Origin of the sequence: Flavobacterium sp. ABG (genome assembly GCF_001027725.1) — a bacterium.
Taxonomy (GTDB): Bacteria; Bacteroidota; Bacteroidia; order Flavobacteriales; family Flavobacteriaceae; genus Flavobacterium; species Flavobacterium cupriresistens.
Genome location: NZ_LEKS01000018.1, coordinates 71820 through 91260, shown reverse-complemented (window position 1 = coordinate 91260; position 19441 = coordinate 71820). Strand labels below are relative to the sequence as shown.

At 35.5% G+C, this 19441-nt stretch carries 18 protein-coding genes; 6 read left to right on the top strand and 12 right to left on the bottom strand.

Annotated elements, in window-relative coordinates; genetic code table 11:
* Window positions 1–27 precede the first annotated feature (27 nt).
* On the top strand, window positions 28–666 hold the full coding sequence (locus AB674_RS17165; RefSeq protein ID WP_047778500.1) for a peroxiredoxin: 639 nt from the start codon (window positions 28–30) through the stop codon (window positions 664–666).
* Window positions 667–841: 175 nt separating this feature from the next.
* Here AB674_RS17165 and AB674_RS17160 read toward each other — a convergent pair whose 3' ends face one another.
* The 3 genes from AB674_RS17160 to AB674_RS17150 form a co-directional block, all read right to left on the bottom strand.
* On the bottom strand, window positions 842–3076 hold the full coding sequence (locus tag AB674_RS17160; protein WP_047778499.1) for a cation:proton antiporter: 2235 nt from the start codon (window positions 3074–3076) through the stop codon (window positions 842–844).
* 220 nt (window positions 3077–3296) lie between these two features.
* Entirely contained in the window at window positions 3297–4643 is a 1347-nt protein-coding gene (purB, locus tag AB674_RS17155) for an adenylosuccinate lyase (protein ID WP_047778498.1), read from the bottom strand.
* Between the two features lie 429 nt (window positions 4644–5072).
* Window positions 5073–5762, bottom strand: a complete 690-nt coding sequence (locus AB674_RS17150; protein ID WP_047778497.1) for an SIR2 family NAD-dependent protein deacylase — start codon at window positions 5760–5762, stop codon at window positions 5073–5075.
* A gap of 229 nt (window positions 5763–5991) precedes the next feature.
* On the opposite strand from AB674_RS17150, the gene AB674_RS17145 reads away from it, so the two are divergent.
* The 5 genes from AB674_RS17145 (at window position 5992) to AB674_RS17125 (ending at window position 9260) form a co-directional block, all read left to right on the top strand.
* Window positions 5992–6336: a type II toxin-antitoxin system HigB family toxin gene (locus AB674_RS17145; protein ID WP_047778496.1), complete on the top strand. Its 345-nt coding sequence runs from the start codon at window positions 5992–5994 to the stop codon at window positions 6334–6336.
* Window positions 6333–6893 (top strand): helix-turn-helix domain-containing protein, encoded by a 561-nt coding sequence (locus AB674_RS17140; protein ID WP_047778495.1) that lies wholly within the window; start codon window positions 6333–6335, stop codon window positions 6891–6893. The genes AB674_RS17145 and AB674_RS17140 overlap by 4 nt, the downstream gene beginning before the upstream one ends.
* A 104-nt stretch (window positions 6894–6997) precedes the next feature.
* Window positions 6998–7567 (top strand): adenylyl-sulfate kinase, encoded by a 570-nt coding sequence (gene cysC, locus AB674_RS17135; protein ID WP_047778494.1) that lies wholly within the window; start codon window positions 6998–7000, stop codon window positions 7565–7567.
* Window positions 7568–7569: 2 nt separating this feature from the next.
* Window positions 7570–8544 (top strand): sulfotransferase family protein, encoded by a 975-nt coding sequence (locus AB674_RS17130; RefSeq protein WP_047778493.1) that lies wholly within the window; start codon window positions 7570–7572, stop codon window positions 8542–8544.
* A 53-nt stretch (window positions 8545–8597) separates the two neighbouring features.
* On the top strand, window positions 8598–9260 hold the full coding sequence (locus AB674_RS17125) for a TrmH family RNA methyltransferase (protein WP_047778492.1): 663 nt from the start codon (window positions 8598–8600) through the stop codon (window positions 9258–9260).
* Between the two features lie 583 nt (window positions 9261–9843).
* Here AB674_RS17125 and AB674_RS17120 read toward each other — a convergent pair.
* The 9 genes from AB674_RS17120 to AB674_RS17080 form a co-directional block, all read right to left on the bottom strand.
* Window positions 9844–10758, bottom strand: a complete 915-nt coding sequence (locus AB674_RS17120; protein ID WP_047778491.1) for a YARHG domain-containing protein — start codon at window positions 10756–10758, stop codon at window positions 9844–9846.
* Window positions 10755–11321, bottom strand: a complete 567-nt coding sequence (locus AB674_RS17115; protein ID WP_082210669.1) for a DUF2306 domain-containing protein — start codon at window positions 11319–11321, stop codon at window positions 10755–10757. Before AB674_RS17115 ends, AB674_RS17120 begins: the two co-directional genes overlap by 4 nt.
* Before the next feature lie 321 nt (window positions 11322–11642).
* Entirely contained in the window at window positions 11643–13247 is a 1605-nt protein-coding gene (locus tag AB674_RS17110) for a PepSY-associated TM helix domain-containing protein (RefSeq protein ID WP_047778489.1), read from the bottom strand.
* A 2-nt stretch (window positions 13248–13249) separates the two neighbouring features.
* Complete coding sequence (locus tag AB674_RS17105) at window positions 13250–15409, bottom strand: TonB-dependent receptor (RefSeq protein WP_047778488.1); 2160 nt, start codon at window positions 15407–15409, stop codon at window positions 13250–13252.
* Between the two features lie 94 nt (window positions 15410–15503).
* Window positions 15504–15848: a hypothetical protein gene (locus AB674_RS17100; protein ID WP_047778487.1), complete on the bottom strand. Its 345-nt coding sequence runs from the start codon at window positions 15846–15848 to the stop codon at window positions 15504–15506.
* 71 nt (window positions 15849–15919) lie between these two features.
* Window positions 15920–16879: a transporter gene (locus AB674_RS17095; protein ID WP_047778486.1), complete on the bottom strand. Its 960-nt coding sequence runs from the start codon at window positions 16877–16879 to the stop codon at window positions 15920–15922.
* Window positions 16880–16890: 11 nt separating this feature from the next.
* Window positions 16891–17937 carry a cytochrome-c peroxidase gene (locus AB674_RS17090; protein WP_047778485.1) on the bottom strand — a complete coding sequence of 349 codons (1047 nt, stop codon included), beginning with the start codon at window positions 17935–17937 and terminating at the stop codon, window positions 16891–16893.
* A 150-nt stretch (window positions 17938–18087) separates the two neighbouring features.
* On the bottom strand, window positions 18088–18897 hold the full coding sequence (locus tag AB674_RS17085; RefSeq protein ID WP_047778484.1) for an MbnP family protein: 810 nt from the start codon (window positions 18895–18897) through the stop codon (window positions 18088–18090).
* 111 nt (window positions 18898–19008) lie between these two features.
* Window positions 19009–19353, bottom strand: a complete 345-nt coding sequence (locus AB674_RS17080) for a hypothetical protein (RefSeq protein ID WP_047778483.1) — start codon at window positions 19351–19353, stop codon at window positions 19009–19011.
* Window positions 19354–19441 lie beyond the last annotated feature (88 nt).

Below are 19441 nucleotides of genomic sequence, written 5' to 3'. Positions count from 1 at the left end.
TTTAGAGGAACTAAAAAAAGTACAATTATGTCAACATTACGATTAGGCGATATAGCTCCCGATTTTCAGGCTGAAACAACCGAAGGACCCATTCATTTTCATGAGTGGCTCGGAGATTCCTGGGGTGTTTTATTTTCGCATCCATCCGATTTTACTCCGGTTTGTACAACTGAACTAGGAACAGTTGCCAATTATCTTCCGGAATTTACAAAAAGAAATACAAAAGTTATCGCTTTGAGTGTAGATGGTTTAGAATCTCATTTGGAGTGGATAAAAGACATCAACGAGACTCAAAATACAACGGTTAATTTTCCTATTATTGCGGACGAAGATAAAAAAATAGCAACGTTATATGATATGCTTCATCCAAACGCCAGTGATAAATTTACAGTGCGTTCGGTATTTGTAATTGGTGCTGATAAAAAAATAAAATTGACGCTAACTTATCCTGCATCAACAGGAAGAAATTTTGACGAATTGTTACGTGTTATTGATAGCTTGCAATTAACAGCAAATTATAGTGTAGCAACTCCGGCAAACTGGAAAGATGGAGAAGATGTGGTTATTACTCCGGCAGTTCCGGACAGCGATATCCCTGCAAAGTTCCCAAAAGGACACACACCGATAAAGCCTTATTTGCGTATGACTCCGCAACCGAATAAATAAAGTTGCTGAGGTTCTGAGGTACTAAGTTTCTAAGATAGGAGTTTTTTTGCCGGGTGAATTTAATTAGTAATTTATTAAGCCCTTAAGTCCCTAAAATAAAGTTTTAGAGATTTAAGGGCTTTCTTTTTTTTAAAGTAGTACACTTAGCCACTTAGAGCCTTAGTAACTCAGAATCTTAGGATTTCAATAAATCCGACATTCTTTTTTTGTCTCCAACCACCCAAAGAATATCATTTTTTTCTAAGATTAATTGGGATTCGGGATTTAGGATTCTGTTACCGTTTCGTTCTATACCAACTACCAGACCGTTGGTTTTTACTCGGAATTGTCCAATGCTTTTTTGTATAAATTCGTCTTGTGAAACTTCCAGTTGGCGCAATACAATATCTGTTTCTTCTGCTTTTTTTGGAGCCTCTACCTCATTTTGATTCAGATATTGGGCAAACTCAGTAACCTGGGCATCGGTACCGATGACACAAATTTCATCGCTTGGGAATAAACGTTCATTTTTGGTTGGAATTGGAATGGTTACATCGCCACGTTTTATATACGCAATGTTGATTCCCAATTGTTCACGAATTCTTAATTCTTCCAGAGTTTTACCTACTAAATTGGATTCTTTTCCAATGTCAAAAAACGACATGTGACCGTCCCAGGGCATTAAGTTGGCGTATCTTCTGTCGATTTTTTTGTTTTCGCGATCGTTTAAATTCTTCAAAAAGTGATTTTCGATTTTATGATATTGTTCGTTTAACTTTTTAGGAAATATTTGATAAGCTCCAATAGCAATAATCAACGCGATAAATGCGATTAGGGGCGAAAAGAAGATATTCAACAGAAATCCGACAAAGAACAAACCAAGACTCATTCTGATTAAAATCAACATTAAAAGAGCCCCTCTGTATTTGCGTTCTGCCCATAACTCTTCGACTTCTTCTACTGCCACACGTCGCAAAGAAAGTGCCCATAAAAACGGAGCAATTACAACCAAAGTGATAAGGGCAGCTAAAGTGTTTCCAAATCGCGTATCGGCTACTAGTGGCGCTATAAATTTTGACGACGATAGAATTACAGCAACAATGATAATCGTATGCAGTATAATTTGAATAATATAGGCATGAAGTACTTTTTGCCAAGTGCTGACCGATTTTATAGCTTGTGCGTTGACACTATAACGGTTGATGTTTTTAACCCATTTTTTTGGAAGTTTACGCTCTAAAAGTTCCGAAAAAGGAACTGCGTATTTTACCATAAACGGAGTCGTAAAAGTAGTAACAGCAGAAACCGCTACCACGATTGGGTATAAAAAGGAGCTTGTGACATTTAGTGTCATCCCGAGAGTGGCAATAATAAAGGAGAACTCCCCAATTTGCGACAAACTCATTCCGGTTTGTACAGACTGTTTTAAGGGTTGACCGGCCAGTAAAGCACCAATAGTAGAACTTACTGATTGCCCTACGATTGTTAAAATCGTTAAAATCGCTACGGGAACAGCATGTTCGTAAAGCATTTTAGGATCGATTAACATTCCGACCGATACAAAAAAGATCGCTCCGAAGAGGTCTTTTACTGGTTTTATTAAATGTTCGATATGTTCAGCCTGTGTAGTTTCGGCAATAATTGAACCCATTATAAAGGCACCTAATGCCGGAGAGAAACCTACATTTGCAGCAAAACTTACCATCATCAAACATAAAGCTAGGGAGATAATAAGTAACATTTCGTCTGTCAGTAAATGTTTGGCTTTTTTTAGAAGTGTCGGAATAAAAAAGATACCACCAACAAACCAGGCGGTCAGAAAGAAAACTAATTTTAGAACAGACATCATCAATTCGCTACCCGAAAATTGCTGACTGACTGCAATTGTTGAAAGTAAAACCATCATTAAAATAGCAACGAGATCCTGTACAATCAGGGAACCAATAACAATTCCGGCAAATTTTTGCGCTTTTACACCCAGTTCATCAAAAGTTTTCAGGATAATGGTCGTTGACGAAATCGATAAAATCACTCCGAGGAAAATACTGTCCATCTGGGACCAACCCATCCATTGCCCGACGAGATACCCCATGATGACCATAGTGATAATCTGGGTAATAGCCGTAATCGATGCGGTACCGCCGACTTTCATTAATTTCTTGAAACTAAATTCGAGTCCGAGACTAAAAAGGAGAATAATTACACCAATCTCAGCCCAGACCTCAACACTTTTCATTTCTGTAATCGAAGGGAAAAAATCAAAATGATTTCCTGCCAAAAAACCTGCAATTAAATAGCCCAGAACAAGAGGCTGTTTCATTTTTTTAAAAAGGAGCACAGCAATTCCGGCGGTGATCAGGATTAATCCCAAGTCGCTGATTAAAGGTTGTAAGTGGTGTGTAGTTGCTGCGGCGGCGTTTATGGCAATCATATAGGGAATGTTTTTTCAGGAGTTTAATCCAGTTTTCCATTTCAGGCTTTTGTGAAAAAAATGTAGTTTTTTGCACAAAGCTTTTTATTTCAAATGAAATTCACTCAACTCTTATGAAATAAAAATTAAGTGAAATAATCTGGGCTAACTTCCAATCGGATTAAATAAAAAAAGCTACCGTTAAAGATAGCTTTTTTTGGTAAAATATTTTAGGTTTTCTTTAAATTCCTGTGTAATTAGCAGGTGTTATTTGCATTAATTCAGCTCTAACAGCATCAGAAACTTCTAAAGTGGCAATAAAATTATGAATAGCCTTTTTATCAATTGCTTCGTTGGTTCTTGTTAAACCTTTTAGCGCTTCGTAAGGATTTGGATAAGCTTCGCGACGTAAAATCGTTTGGATTGCCTCAGCCACAACTGCCCAGTTTTTTTCTAAATCTTCAGCAAATTTTGCCTCGTTTAAAAGTAATTTGTTTAAACCTTTCAAAGAAGCTTCAAAAGCAATAATGGTGTGTCCAATTGGAACTCCGATATTACGCAAAACAGTACTGTCTGTTAAATCACGTTGTAATCTTGAAACCGGCAATTTAGCAGCTAAATGTTCAAAAATAGCATTTGCCATTCCTAAGTTTCCTTCCGAATTTTCAAAATCAATCGGATTTACTTTATGTGGCATAGCCGATGAACCAATTTCACCTGCTTTGATTTTTTGTTTGAAATAATCCATCGAAACATACGTCCAGATATCACGGTCTAAATCGATTACGATAGTGTTGATTCTTTTTAAAGCATCAAAAAAGGCTGCAAAATGATCGTAATGTTCAATTTGAGTTGTTGGAAAAGAATGGTGTAAACCAAGATCTGTTTCAACAAATTTATTTCCAAACTGTTTCCAGTCAATTTGTGGATAAGCTACGTGGTGGGCATTGTAATTTCCGGTTGCTCCGCCAAATTTAGCAGCAAAAGGAATATTAAACAACAAACGCATTTGCTCTTCTAAACGCTCTACGAAAACCAGGATTTCTTTTCCTAAACGGGTAGGAGAAGCCGGTTGTCCGTGTGTACGCGCCAACATCGGGATGTTTGCCCATTCAACACTTAATTCTTTTAATTTAGAAATTAAAGTGATCAAGGAGGGCATATAAACCTGCTCAAATGCGTCTTTTGTAGAAAGCGGGATAGCAGTATTGTTAATGTCCTGTGATGTTAATCCGAAGTGAATAAACTCTTTGTATTGCGATAAACCTAACTTTTCGAAAGCATCTTTAATAAAATACTCTACTGCTTTTACATCGTGATTGGTTACTTTTTCTGTTTCTTTGATCCAAAGAGCATCTTCAGTAGAAAAGTTTTTGTAAATGTCACGTAAGCTGTCAAATAAATTAGAATTTACGTCTTTTAGCTGTGGCAAAGGCACTTCGCACAAGGCGATAAAGTACTCAACTTCAACTAATACGCGATATTTGATTAAAGCTTCTTCTGAGAAAAAAGGCGCTAATGAAAGGGTTTTATTTCTATATCTTCCATCAATTGGTGATATAGCATTCAATTCGTTTAAAGTAGTCATTGTTATGTTGTTTGTTCGAAAGGAGCAAATATAAACAGAATTTGGGGATAAAAAGTAATCAAAAGGGGCAATTGTGGGATCAAATCTAAAAGTTGTCGTGTCTTTATTTCGTGTTTTTTGATTATTAGGATCTTTTTGCCACGAATTACACAAATTGCACGAATTATTTTTTTGCCACAGATTAAAAGATTCGCCGGATTATCTAATTCTATCGAACCCTTTTTTGCTCTTGGTAAATAGATAGTTTTTATAGCGTGTTTTTTGAGTATTTTTGATCTTTTTTGTGTGAATTTGCTTCGTCTGTTCTTATCATTCGGGCTGCAGATTTTTTTTCATTGTTTTAGCGAAAATCTGCAAAAATCTGCAAAATCTGCGTGCTATTTAATTTTTACTGCTCCACAACTTTTGAACATGATCTCTATTGTGCTTTTAAATTGAGTTTAATCGCTCTCTTAAAATCAGCATCCCTTCTGAAGCAATTTTGGCAATCGTTTCTACTTTATTACTGATATTAGGAATTGCAATTGGTTTTGGATCAATGTAAAAGACCGGCGTTGTGCTGTAGGTATACGAAATTAGTCCGGCAGCAGGATATACCTGTAGTGAAGTTCCAATTACAACAAGATAATCTGCTTTCTCCACTATGTCAATAGCTTCTTCAAGAGCGGGAACTTCCTCGCCAAACCAAACAATATGGGGGCGGAGTTGGTGTCCGTTTTCATCAAAGTCACCCGTATATAAATCTTCTGTCCAGTCTAAAATCAGGTTTTTATTTTGAGTACTTCTTACTTTTAACAATTCGCCATGCAAATGCAGGACTTTTGTGCTTCCGGCACGTTCATGTAAATCGTCAACATTTTGGGTAATAATATGTACCTCAAAATCCTGCTCTAATTCGGCTAGAATCTCATGGCCTAAATTGGGTTTTACTTCTTTGAGTTGTCGGCGTCTTTTGTTGTAAAAATCCAGTACCAGTTCCTGATTTTTATACCAGCCTTCCGGTGTAGCCACTTCCATAACATCATGTCCTTCCCATAAACCATCGCTGTCGCGAAAAGTTTTTATTCCGCTTTCGGCACTAATTCCGGCACCGGTTAAAACGACTAGTTTCTTTTTCATTTTGATTTTTTGAATTTCAAATATAAGGAAATTGCTGTATTAGATGTTTTTATTTGTGATATCAATTCTTTACAAAAGTATTTAGAAGTAAGTAAAATCTTATATATTTGTATTGTGTATTGCTGTAATATATGGCAACTTTGTTTATTTTTTTAAGTCAAATTATAAAAAGAGATGTTAAAGTTCGGTTTTTATCAGAACTTTTTATTTACTTTGTAAAATCATTGCAATGAGAATTATAGGAAAAAAGATAATCTTAAAGATTAAAATTAAAAATATAGGAAATAAAAAGTTATGCAGTGCGATTGATAAACTCATTACTGATCTGGAAAACTTTGATTCTAAAACTGGGAAGTTCAGGGAAGTTTGGACTGATGCAGATTGTGTTCATAAGGATGGATTTTACTTTTTCAATATTCACTTTCATAGAACATTAATTTTAGTTGAGTTAGATGATGAGGGAGAAGCTACAATTGCATGGGCAGGAACGCATCAGGAGTATGAAGTTGTTTTTAAAAATAACAAATCAACTATAGAAAAGTGGTTGAGAAAAAATGGATATATAACACAATGAAAGCAAATTTTGACATTGAAAGTATAATTGATAGCGGGTTCATTTCAAATGAATTAGACTATGAGAGAGCGCTTATTGCTGATAGAAAATTAAGACTTTTGGCAAAAGAGAGTATTCACTTTAAAAATCTGAGATCAAAACTTCGAGATTTAATCGCGAAATATGAAAGTTCGGAATGGGGTGATGTTAATTTAATTGATGAAAGTAAACTTTTAGAAGTTGAAAAGTTTGAGCAAATAGCAGAACTGGAAAGAGTTTTTATCGAAAATCGAAAACAATCTATTCGAAAAAAGCTAAAAGAACTTGATTTGACTCAAGAAAATCTGGCTACGCTCTTAGGTCATAAAAGTAAGACTCATATGTCTGAGCTCGTTAATGGAATAAAGCCCTTTACCTTAAAAGATTTGGTAATTATTAATAGAATACTAAAAATTGATGTGAGCTTATTAATTCCGCTTTTTCTTTCTAATGAAGAGCAACTAAGAGTGAAGGAGGCAGTCAAAAAGTTAGATAAACCAAAAGTGAAATTAAACGTAGAGGATTTACTTTTATCTTAAAATGATTATTCGTCTTTTCGTTTTCTTTTTTTAGTATTTTTACTATAAATAATTGACAAGCTACTGATCTATATAGCTCTGTTTTTTTTATGTAAAAGCTAAAAATGATACTAATACAATTTACAGGTTTGTCAGGTTCCGGAAAAACTACATTAGCAAAGAATGTTTCGTATTTGCTGGCCGAGCAAGGACACAAAGTAGAAATAATAGATGGCGATGTTTACAGACAAACACTTTGCAAAGACCTAGGATTCTCGAAAGAGGATCGATGTGAAAACGTCAGACGCTTATTTAAGGTAGGGCAGGATTTTGTGCAGTCAAAAGTAATTGTTTTAATGTCAGTCATCAATCCTTATGAAGAGTTAAGAAACGAAATCGGTCAATTTTCTTTTGTAAGAACCGTATTTCTGGACTGTTCAATAGATAACCTCATAAAAAGAGACCCGAAAGGATTATACAAAAAAGCACTGCTGCCGGATACTGACAGCAACAAGATCAATAATTTTACAGGAATCAGTGCTGTTTACGAAGTCCCCGTAAAAGCTGATTTAATAATAAAAACAGATTCCGAATCTGAAACTGTTTCAACCAACAAACTTTATACTTTTATAGTAGATAACCTAACGGATTCTGTTCAGGAGCAATACCGTCTTATAAATAAAATAAATCTTTAGACATGGAAAATAGCGATCATCCCCTTTTACATTGGATTCCGAATAAGTTAATTGAAAAAGAGGACGAGGTCTATTTTGAGTGGATTTATTTGGGAGATAAAAGATATTTAGATCCCTTTTTTGAAGAAACACTGGTGAAATGCGTGGGATATTCTAATAATTCAACAAGATTTAAACTGGTAAGCACAGTTGAAAATCTTATTGATTGGTCGGAACAGTTAGTTTCTACTGATTTAAAAGCATTTGTTTTTCATGTATCACGCTGTGGTTCTACAATGTTGTCGCAGTCTTTGGCGGTTTCTCCGCAAAATATTGTAATTGCAGAAGCTCCGATTATTGATGCAATTATAAGAAGTGACCTTTTTGATTTGGATAAAAAAAAGATTCTTATCAAAGCGGTAATTGCTTTGTTGGGACAAAAAAGATTCTCGGAAGAAAAGAATCTGATTGTGAAATTAGATTCCTGGCACATCTTTGAAGCGAATGAATTAAGAGCCATTTTTCCTGAATTGCCTTTTATTCTACTGTATAGAAATCCAACAGAAGTACTAAAATCTCATTCAAAACTAAAAGGAATGCACATGGTTCCCAATTTGCTTCCGTCTAAAGTTTTTGGAATAAATGATCAACAGATGGAAGAACTTACTTTTCAGCAATATGGTGCCGTGGTTCTGGAAAAATATTTTGAGGCGTATTCTGATTTTTATGAAAAGGATCAAAATGTTGCAGTGTATAATTACAAAGAAGGAATGAGGGAAATTCTGGAAAAAGTAATGGATATTATAGATGTGGATTATTATATCGAAGAGGTTGACCAAATGTATGAACGTCTAAAAAAACATTCTAAAAATGAAACAAACGTTTTTAACGGAGATTCTTTTCTAGGTGAAAATTTAGCAATTGACATGGTTAAGGTGAATCATTTATATGAAAAACTACAAGAGAAATTGACCGGACAACTGGCCGGAAGGAATTAACGGCTCCTTGTTACTAATTCTTTTTTAGTATTTTTGCGGCAAATACAACCAAAATGATTGATTTAGATTACCTCGCATTTCTTGAAAATATACTAACCGACAACCGCAAGGAAAGATTTCTAAAAGTTTTATCTAACCGTACCAAGCATTTTACAATTGCTGTAGAAGATGTTTTTCAGATGCATAATACAAGCGCTGTTATGCGAAGCTGTGAGGTTTTTGGGATTCAGGAACTGAATATTATAGAGCAGCGTTACGGAAAAAGAATTGATAAAGAAATTGCAATGGGTGCCCAGAAATGGGTAGACATCAATCAGTTTGATTCGATTGCAAATTGCGTTTCAACTTTAAAAAATCAAGGGTATCAAATTATCGCTACAACACCGCATGAAAACGACTGTTTGTTGGAAGATTTCGATATTACCAAACCAAGTGCTTTGTTTTTTGGTACAGAACGCGACGGACTTTCTCAGGAAGTATTAGATAAAGCCGATGGTTTCCTAAAAATACCAATGGTTGGTTTTACAGAAAGTTTAAATATTTCTGTTTCTGCAGCAATCATCATTCAAAACCTTACCAATCGATTACGCAATTCAACTATAAACTGGCAATTGTCTGATGAAGAAATCCTTGAAAAGCGATTAGCTTGGGCTAAAAGTTCAATCAAAGACATTAAGAGAATCGAAGCCAGATATTTTGAGGAAAATCCACGATAAGAAGGCTTGACGGTTTTGTTTTTTTAACCATATAAGTGATGTAAGTTCATTTAAATTGGAGCTTAATAGGTGTAGTTTGTCCTTTCGAAGTACGAGAAATCACACTAGTGATTCGACAAAGGTTGGCGATTTTCTATGTGGGATCTCTTGTTGGATTTAATATGAGTGGTTAAACCATATAAGTGATGTAAGTTCATTTAAACTGAAGCTTAATAGGTGTAGTTTGTCCTTTCGAGGTACGAGAAATCACACTAGTAATTCTACAAAGGTTGGCAATTTTCTATGTGGGATCTCTTGTTGGATTTAATATGAGTGGTTAAACCATATAAGTAATTTAAGTTCATTTAAATTGAAGCTTAATAGGTTTAGTTTGTCCTTTCGAGGTACGAGAAATCACACTAGCGATTCGACAAAGGTTGGCAATTTTCTATGTGGGATCTTTTGTTGGATTTAATATGAGTTGTTAACCATATAAGTGATTTAAGTTCATTTAAACTGAAGCTTATATTTTTTCAAATGGCTTATATGGTTTAGAAGCTTTGTGTAAAAGATTAAATTGTAATACTATTTGTTTAGTGTTTGTCTATCTTCCAAAAGAATCATAATTATCGGTTGCGTATTTTTCAAAACGTTTTAATAAGACAATATTTTGTTTCTCTGTTTCAGTTAATTGATCGTCTACATTACTTGAAATCGGAATATACCAATCGACAAAATCAAAAAACTGACGAACTCCTTTTGTTTTAAAAGTAAGACCATGTCTGGCAAAAATGGTATTTCGCAGAATTTCTAAATCTAGTTTTTTTAGATTTTTTAATTGACTTTCTTTTAGTTTTGTTGTTGAGGAGTTAATTTGATATACGCTCTCTGAGGCTTGTCGGTATAAAGAGGGGGTATCGTACTCATCGTACTCCTCCTCTTTTCTCGCAATAGTATCATCGGGAAGTGGTAAGCTTTTTTCTTTTTCGATTTTCGGATTTTGAAAGTCAATATAAGTGTCATAATCCGGAAGCATTACATTTGGGTCATATTTAAACTCTTTTTTAGTGAGTTTAAAACTTCTTTTTGTTACTTCTTTTTTATCGTTATAAGCGGTCCATATTCCTACTATTGTATCATTTATTACTTCAAAAACAAAAGCACCGTCATTTTTATCATCCCCTGGTTCATCTAGCGTAAAAATTAGCCTGTCTTCTTTTTTTATTATTTTGCCTTTTAGCGGTCTGTTGTTTCCGGCAACAATACTTTGTCCTATAACTTCAGATTCCGTAATTTTTTTGATTAAAATATTGATTTTATTAATTCCTTCTTTTGCTTCTCTAGTAGTGTCTCTTTCCTCAATCATAAAATCCCCAACCCATGAACCATATAAGTCTGTTCTTATTTCTGTGTCTTCTTTGTTCTCATTTTTTAAATTTTCATTTTGAGCAATTTGTTTTTCTTTTGAATTGCAAGAATAAAGTAGGACAGCTAACAATAAATAAAAAAAGTTTTTCATTTTTTTGATTGGTTATAAAGGTAATATTCGATGATTAACAAATTTGGAATCCAGCCAACCCAAGCAATGATCTGATAGACATCCATTGGTGAAGGGTGAAACAAATATACAAGAATAACCTTCCAAAAGCGTAAGGTTATGGCGGAAAATGTTAAAGCAAAACTTCTTAGCATATAGGCTTTGTGAAGTGTGATGTTTTTATTTTTAATGCATAAAAAACCTTGCAACGTAAAATAAAACCACAGGATGGACAGCATAACAAATGATATTTTGGAATACAAACCTCCATTGGCAAAAACGCCAATAAAGAGGCCGGAAGGAGCGCTGAAAAAGAGAACGATAAAAACATAAAATTTCCCTATGTTTCGATGAATAGCAGGCTTTCTTTTTAATAAACCCGAACTGAATTGCGTAAATCCGGCAAGCAAAACAAAAATTGCGGAATACACATGAATGTAAAAGAAAACAATATAAAGTGGAATTTCAGAAACCTCAGTTTGTTTTATCTGAAGAAAAGCCGCATCATTTTTGAATGGTATGTATTGACAGGTAATCCGGATCATCAATATGAAAAAATAACTAAAGCAGAGTGTCAATAGTAGAGGTAAGGGGTGCTTGAGATACTTTTTCAATTTAGATGCTAGGTTGATTCAAGATCAAATGTATGGAAAAAAGTAGCTAAGTTTCTGAGTTGCTTAGACACAAAGAAAAAAACTAAGTGCCAAAGCTAGATACTTTGAAGAAAACCTATGATAAGAGGACTTAACGTTTGTGTTTTTTAACCATATAAGTAATTTAAGTTCATTTAAATTGAAGCTTATATTTTCTTAAATCACTTATATGGTTTAGAAACTTTGCAACTCAGAGCCTTACTACCTCAGCACCTATTTTCTCAAAAAAAGAACAAACCCCAAGACACTGACAACTAAAATAATCAGTGCGGCTAGTACCATTGTCAGATCGCGAATGTTTTTTCCTGCCCAGTCCATGAATAAAAATTTATGCAAAAAGGCAAAGGAGTACCCTTCTACTTTATCCGAATTTTTGATAACAGCGGCTAATCTTGAAGTTGCTGTTTCGATAAAATAAGTTGTTTTTTCAGGGGTATCATAGGCTAGTTTGGTCACTGGTAGTCTTTTGTTGACAAAACCATATTCACGACTTTCAAAATCAGTTAAGACTTTTGATTCCAGTAGTTTTACATCTTCCAGAGTGGGTTGAGGTTCGTCATTTGAACTTTCGGTCATTTCGCAGCAAGCGGCTTTTGGGGCGCCATCTGTAAAATAATACGCAAGGAATTCCGCATATTGCAGATCAAGGTTGGGTGTGATGGTATTGGTTGCCATATTGAGGTAAACCACTTCTGATTTGGACTCCTTTTTTTTGCCCCATTTTGAATTTGTGTCCGATTTTGGTTTTTTGAATTTTCCGGTTTCTTTTTCGGTCAACTGACAACGATAGTAAATGCTGTCGTTTAAAGTAATGATTCCAATGTTTTGAAAACGACTCCAATCTAAATTCAGAATGTTATTTGCAACGCCAATATCTTTGGTTTCAAAAGTAGGCTCGTAAACCATTTGTGATAAAGTGTAAGGCTCCCATTTGGTTGTAGCGTGATATCCACCGCTAAAAGCAAAGGTCAAAGTAAAAAGAGAAACCCAGATTCCGATTTGGCGGTGGTATTTTCGAAGCCCTTTTTTGGGTTGTAAATTATCTGTTTTTTTAAATTGTTTCCACAGTAAACCATAAATTACAATACCACTTAAAGCTGAAAAACCAATTATAGACAAAAGAAAGATCATCGTTATAATCCGGATACTGTTGTTAGAGATGGCATCAATAAACGACCAATTATGAAAAACGTCAAAAAACCAAATAAAAGCTTGCCTTGAATTTGGATTGAAGGTAGCCAGTTTACCTGAGGAAGTTTCTACATAAATTTCCATTCCATCTGTACGATCGAATGTCAGTTTGTAAACCGGTAAATAACGATTGACATATTTGTATTGTGAAGTAAATTCGGTTACGACTTCACTTTTTTTAACGGTGCTTTTTTGATCCTCCAGAAAGTAGCGCGATAGCCATTCGGCATATTTCTGATCTCCGTTTTCCAGTTTTTTGGCAGTGGCGGTGTCAAAATACCATAGTTCACCAAGGATTGTTTTTACTTGGTAATAAGTAACATTATTAAAAGATACAATTCTGAAATTTTTGAATTGTGTCAATTCGTTTTTTTGTAGAACTTCCTGAATAGAATACTTTAGCTGATTTTTATCGATATGCTGTTGTTCCAGTTTTTCATGGGCGATTTCCGGTTTAAAAAAATGTGCCATAAATGGATGCATCAAACCCGATAAGGTCCAGAAAATTACAGGAACAATTGTAATTAATCCAATAACACGATGCCATTTGTACATGTGTTGTTTGATTTTTTTGATGAATTTTGAATCCTTCTTTTTAGCCGTTTTTCTGTTTGTTTCTTTATTCATGGTTATTTTTTTAAGGAAAAATTATACTGAATTCCAAATACAAAAGTTCTCGGTGCCGCCGCTGTATAGGTGGGTTGAGCATTTGCTATATTGGCTCTGGAGACATTATAGGCATATAATTTATCCGTAAGATTCATTACGTTTCCATAGATTTCAATTTTTCTCCATTGATAACCAATTCGGGCATTAAACAAATTATACCCGCTGTACTTGAAGGTGTTAATCTGATCCTGGTAATAACTGCCAACAAGCTGCCATTCAATTGAAGTTCTTAAATTGGGAAGCCAATTGGGGTAATAACTAACTTCAGAATTTCCGGACCATCTTGGAGCTGCGGGCATTTCTTTACCGTTTAGATTCTGAACAGGATCTGACGGTTTGTCCGAAAGTTTAAAATCAATGTAAGTATGTTGTGCGTAAGTTCCGCCAAGACGAATGTTGAATTGTTTGGAAGGTTTATAAGTAGCACCAAATTCAATTCCTTTGTGGCGGGTTTCTCCGGCCGAGCGATAATCAGTGGTATTATCTGCAAGTTTTACATTTAGTAATTCATTCTTGCCTTCCATATAATAGAATGCATAATCCAAGTTTAGTTTGTTTTCTAAGAGCGAAAACCATCCGCCTATTTCGACATTATTAAAAGTAGCTGGTTCCAGATTGTAATAAAACTCGGCAGGAACAGCTGTTGTCCCCCCTGTACCGGGTTTAGTTCTGAAAATAGAGGTAATTCCGGGAGGCGCAAAACCTTGTGAGTAGTTTGCATATATCCCCGCAAATGTAAACGGATTGTAATTGGCTCCGGCTTTATACGTTATTTTATCATAAACCTTACTCCCGGAGGAAAGATCGAGGGCGTTGTTATACTTCACTTTCATATTGTCATAACGACCACCAACGGTAAAGATTAATTTATTTACCGGATTAATACTTAGCTGAGCATATCCGGCGGTGTTGATTATATCGGCGGTATAATCCGCGAGTTTTGAGTCTGGATGTTCGGCAATGATTTCATAAGAATCTACGGTTTGTTTTCCTGCTTCTCCCGGATTTAGATTGGCTTTCAAATCAAGGACATACGACCAATAGGTTACTGGCGAATAATCGTATAAGGCACCCGCTACAATTTTAGTATTCAGGAAATCGAACTTTTGGGTGTGCTGCCCAATTGCCCCGTAACTTTTGAAATTGTTTGAATTTACTTCACCTTTGGCTGTGGTAGGATTAACAGTAGGACTCCATCTGATTCCGTAGGATGGATTTTGTCCTAATTTATTATCACGAAAATAGGCTGTAAGATAACTGCTTGAATTGTTATTCCAGTCGTGTTCTAATGTTAGTCGGGTTCGTAAAGCTTCCGATTTTCTGTACGTGAAATTAGAAGTGCTTTTGTAGGTTCTGTTGTTAAAAGCATCTTCGTTGACCGTACCGCTCATATCCGAATAGTATTTTCCGTACATCGTATTACTGATCAATCGGGTAGAAGGGGAGATGTTGTAATCGATTCTGGCATTGAGATTGTCTTTGTTGTAATCAGAATACGCCATCCAGCTATTTTCTTGTAAACTTGAAATTCCGGCAATATGAAAACCGACTTTTCCAACGGTTGCACCACCGGCAGCCTGAAATCTCCTGTAGCCATAATTATCGGCCTGAACTCCAAACTTAAATTCGGGGTCAACAGGTGGTTTTAGCGAAATTAAATTGATGGTTCCGCCGACAGCCTCCGGTCCGTACAGTGAAGAAACGGGGCCTTTTACGACTTCAATATTTTGAATGTTAAACTGATTAATTTCTAATAAGGCATTGTGGTTGAAGATTCCCATGGGGCGAATCGGTAAACCATCTTCCAAATACAAATAATAGGCATTGGTTGTCATAGGTTGACGAATCGACATCATGTGTTGTTCGTTTCCTATATTGACCATCAGTACACCCGGTGTTTTATTGATGATTTCGTAAACCGCAGTTGCCTTGGTTTCATTGATGGTTTTGGCCGTTATTTTACTAATGGCAACAGGGGTTTCTTTGCGTAAAGTGGCAGTACGATTGGCCGTTACAAAAACATTTTCCAGTTCCTGAGATTTGGTAGAATCTTTCTCTACTTTGTTTTGTGCAAAAACACATTGTCCTATGATCAGTAGGATAAAGTATATTTTTTTCATTTTAAATGCTATAAATTTTTAAGGAGTAACCGATATTCTTTGGCTTTATGCCAAGAAAGATTTTTTCAATTTTCATTGAAAAAAGGACTGAAATTTATAGAAGACAGGAGGGAGGATGAAATACAGTCTTTGAAACCGAAACCGGTTTCTCATTGAGAGAGGCGTAAAGTTTTGCTTCAGTTTCGATTGGCAGGAGGAGTTCAAAAGGAGTAATACCAAGATTTTGAATGTAAACGATTTCTGTTTTTTCTTTCAGATTGTTTTGCATTCTTTTTTCGTTATCCTCATACTTTTTTAAACTGTTTTGAAGTTCACATCGACCATTACAATCATTAAAAAGCATTTTTCGTTGTACACAGATGGTTTTTGAGATTTCTTCCTGATTTAATTTGAAGGTAGTATATACAAAGAAACTGCCAAAAGAGGGAACTAATAGCATGCAAGAAAGCAATAGGATAAGAAAGCGTTTCAAGATAAATTTCGTTGTTTAATGAATTTGTTTTTTAATGTTTAAAGGGTGTAATTCAAATTAATACCCCATCTGTAATTGGCTTCCATTTTTCCGCTGGATAAATTTTGGTTGATAGGCAACATGGCGTTTATACCCAAAGAAAATTTGTCTCTTCCGACCTCAATTCCGAATTTTCCAAAAAGTATATCACCTGCCGTATCTGGCAAATCTAAACCATGTTGTTTGTTGGTTTGATAAACTTCTCCGGCTAAACCTAATTGCGGAACCAGTTGTAAAGCCTCCAGATTAAATAAATAAAATAGCGTACTGGCATAGTTAAATTGATCTCCGTACTGATAGTTTTTACTGTTCTCTGTTTTGAAAACATAATTCAGCATGGTGTTCAACCCTAAATTGTTTTTCTTAATTACATATTCCGAAACCAATAAATAATCCCAGCTTCCGGTTCCTAATTGAAAGCTCTGATTGATACTTCCTAAATTATTGGCTTCGGCAAATTTTCCAGTTGGCATTTTTACTCCTGCGCCCAGGTTTATTTTGTGGGTAAAAAGGGTGCTGTCTTTTTTGGTTTCATAAACAGAATACAATCCCATTACAGTGATATCCCCCAAACCAGCAATACTTTCGGTACCTGATGTTAATTCACGTTCGTGAAAATGATACGGAACCAATGCCGAAATCTGGATTTTTTGCGTAATCGGAATCCTTGCCCAGGCCTGAACAGTATTGAAATTCTCGTCGATCCACGGAGAATTGTTGAAAATCCCGTCGCGACTGGTATAACTTTGTTTGAAGTAACGAACTCCGACAAAGTTATTGTTTAGCATAGAACTAAATCCCATACTTCCGCCACTTGCCGAGCACCCGCAGGCGTCACAATCAAAGTCTTCCAGCATGGCCAGACGCTGAAAGGTAAAACTTGACAGAGAATCTTTCGCTGTAAAACTATAGGCCGAAAGCCCAACTAAAAGCACTATTGTTAAGAGTATTCTTTTCATTCTTTTTTATTTTAAAATTCCGAAAATCGCTTATCGGTTAAATATTGTGTATCAGTGAGCGTTTTTAAAAACGCAATAATTTGTTTTTTTTCATTTTCGGAAAGTGGAATCCCGAGATTTCCATTTCGTTTCAAAATAGGGTCTAAAGTTTCAGAGTCCACTACTCCCGAGGCATAATGATTAAGTACTGCTTGCAGCGTTCCAAATCGTCCGTCGTGCATATAGGGAGCTGAAACTTCTATATTACGGAGACTTTGTACTTTGAATTTATAATAATCAGATACTAATTCAGTGACTCTGTAACGTCCGACATCTTTTATTTTAGGATTTACTGCCAGGCCATTATTGCGAAAGGAATGGTCCGTCATTAAATCTGTTGCATGACAGGAGGCACATTTTGATTGGAATAAATCATAACCCGCTTTTTCATCAGCAGTAAAAGTGCCACCAATTTCATTTCGCCTGTATTTATCAAATTTAGAATTAGATGAAACCATCATGACCATAAACTGCGAGAGAGCTTTGAGCATATTCTCAGTGCTGATTGTGCCGTCGTCAAAAGCCTGACCAAATAATTTTCGGTATTCTTTATCTGCTTTCATCATGGCCAGAATAGCGTTCAGATCGCCATTCATTTCAATGATACTTGTCAACGGAATAATGGGTTGTAGGTCCAGATTAGTGGCAGCTCCGTCATACATATAAGCAGACTGGAAAGCCATATTCTGAATTGGTGTTGCGTTACGAGTACCCTGCTCATTATTTACGCCATGACTGACTGTGTGACCGTGGTGTGTGAAAGCATTAGCCTGTATGTGGCAAAAACCACAGGAGACCAAGCCATCAGAGGCCAGGCGTCCGTCGTAGAATAATTTTTTTCCTAACTCGAAACCTTTTTCTGTAGGCTTATTTAAAGCAATATTATAGGTCATATCCGGAAAATTGGATGGAACAGTAAACGCTAAAGGAAGATTTACATATTCTTGATCTTCTTCATTATCGGAGCAACCTAAAAATAGTGGAATAAACAGCCAGAGAACAAATTTTATTTTCTGCATGGTATGATGCTTTTTGAAAACAGTATTTTACAATTTCAGTCCATCAGTGTCCTTTTTATTTTTTAAGTTTAGAACAAACTTGAAAAATAAAAAGGCACAGGATGTAATAGTATTCTGAAAAATAATAAGTACTATATTTCCGGAATTGGACTAATTGTTATGTACGTGATCTATTCTGAACATTTTTGAGATGTTGGCAGTGATTTTAGGTAAGGCTTCACCTCCCATAATCATAGCACCCATTCCGCCTTTGTTATAATCAGATAGTTTAATGGTGTTTTCTCCGTCCAGAATTTTAGATAAATCTGTTACGATATGAATAGCCGGTGTGATAGTAGTTCGCACTAAGGCTTTGGTAGGTAAGTCCAGCGTTACTTCTGTGTAATTATATGCTGTACCAATTTGCCCCGTATGCACCATAAAAGGGACTGCAGTTTTAACGGTAGAGGAGGTAAAAGTTCCTTCGAAGGCTATAAATTTATAACCAGCAGACCAGCTCCAAATCAGCTCCTTGGCTTGTGCCTTGGCTAAAAAGTCACCTTGTCCCGAAGCTCCCAAAAGCCATTGTTCTTTGTCTACTCCAATGCCAAATTTAACTTTGGTATAATCTCCGGCAGGAACATCAGTAAGATTAAATTGGTATCCCGCAGTAGCATCCCCTTCATCGGCAATAAAGTAGCTCTGTGCTTTTGGATAGGTAAAAGTAGTTCCGTCTGCTTTTGTCAGAACAATATTGCTGACGATATAACGAACGAGATTGATTTTTAAAACCTCGTTGTTTTTGGTAGTATTGGGTTGGGTTTCTAAGATTAAGTCATTGTCTCCAAAAGAATTGTCAAATTTCAAACCTAATTTTCCCGTTCCTGTAGTGCTTTTTTCGTTGTTATCATCGCTAGAACAGGCTGTAATAAAAATACTAAGTACCAGTAGCACTATAGTCTTGTATACTATTTTTTTCATTTTTATGAATTTTATATAATTTTAAATTTAGAATAGGCGTAAGCACTATTTCATTGTTTTTAAGAACAATGAGAAATCATTTCAATAGCAATTGAAATAAATTTTTAAAAATTATATAAAATAGGAGGGAGGGCGGAAAGTAGTTTTTGAAACCGAAATTGGTTTCCCGTCAAAAGAAGCAAAAAGATTTGTTTTTGATTCGATTGGGGCTGCTAATTTGAAAGTATTTAGAAGGGTATTCTGAATGTAAACGATTTCTGCCTTTTCTTTCAGATTGTCCTGCATTTTCTTTTCGTTGTCGGCATATTTTTTCAAACTTTTCTGAAGTTCGCATCGACCATTACAATTGTTGAAAAGCATTTTACGCTGTACACAAATGGTTTTTGAAATTTCGTCCTGATTTAATTTGAAGGAGGTATAAACAAAGAAACTGCCAAAAGAGGGAACTAATAGCATGCAGGAAAGCAATATGATGAAAATGCGTTTCAAAGAGTGTTTCGTTGTTTTCAGGAGCAAAAATACAGTTTATTCGTTTTAGATTGAC

Bases quoted from the DNA above. Each gene is read 5' to 3' on its own strand.
- AB674_RS17150 (WP_047778497.1), bottom strand. From the start codon at position 5,762: ATGAAAAAGAAACTAGTCGTTTTAACCGGTGCCGGAATTAGTGCCGAA.
- AB674_RS17130 (WP_047778493.1), top strand. From the start codon at position 7,570: ATGGAAAATAGCGATCATCCCCTTTTACATTGGATTCCGAATAAGTTA.
- AB674_RS17165 (WP_047778500.1), top strand. From the start codon at position 28: ATGTCAACATTACGATTAGGCGATATAGCTCCCGATTTTCAGGCTGAA.
- AB674_RS17140 (WP_047778495.1), top strand. From the start codon at position 6,333: ATGAAAGCAAATTTTGACATTGAAAGTATAATTGATAGCGGGTTCATT.
- AB674_RS17100 (WP_047778487.1), bottom strand. From the start codon at position 15,848: ATGCTATTAGTTCCCTCTTTTGGCAGTTTCTTTGTATATACTACCTTC.
- cysC (WP_047778494.1), top strand. From the start codon at position 6,998: ATGATACTAATACAATTTACAGGTTTGTCAGGTTCCGGAAAAACTACA.
- AB674_RS17145 (WP_047778496.1), top strand. From the start codon at position 5,992: ATGAGAATTATAGGAAAAAAGATAATCTTAAAGATTAAAATTAAAAAT.
- AB674_RS17080 (WP_047778483.1), bottom strand. From the start codon at position 19,353: ATGCTATTAGTTCCCTCTTTTGGCAGTTTCTTTGTTTATACCTCCTTC.
- AB674_RS17115 (WP_082210669.1), bottom strand. From the start codon at position 11,321: ATGATCCGGATTACCTGTCAATACATACCATTCAAAAATGATGCGGCT.
- AB674_RS17105 (WP_047778488.1), bottom strand. From the start codon at position 15,409: ATGAAAAAAATATACTTTATCCTACTGATCATAGGACAATGTGTTTTT.
- AB674_RS17120 (WP_047778491.1), bottom strand. From the start codon at position 10,758: ATGAAAAACTTTTTTTATTTATTGTTAGCTGTCCTACTTTATTCTTGC.
- AB674_RS17110 (WP_047778489.1), bottom strand. From the start codon at position 13,247: ATGAATAAAGAAACAAACAGAAAAACGGCTAAAAAGAAGGATTCAAAA.
- AB674_RS17095 (WP_047778486.1), bottom strand. From the start codon at position 16,879: ATGAAAAGAATACTCTTAACAATAGTGCTTTTAGTTGGGCTTTCGGCC.
- AB674_RS17085 (WP_047778484.1), bottom strand. From the start codon at position 18,897: ATGAAAAAAATAGTATACAAGACTATAGTGCTACTGGTACTTAGTATT.
- AB674_RS17125 (WP_047778492.1), top strand. From the start codon at position 8,598: ATGATTGATTTAGATTACCTCGCATTTCTTGAAAATATACTAACCGAC.
- purB (WP_047778498.1), bottom strand. From the start codon at position 4,643: ATGACTACTTTAAACGAATTGAATGCTATATCACCAATTGATGGAAGA.
- AB674_RS17090 (WP_047778485.1), bottom strand. From the start codon at position 17,937: ATGCAGAAAATAAAATTTGTTCTCTGGCTGTTTATTCCACTATTTTTA.
- AB674_RS17160 (WP_047778499.1), bottom strand. From the start codon at position 3,076: ATGATTGCCATAAACGCCGCCGCAGCAACTACACACCACTTACAACCT.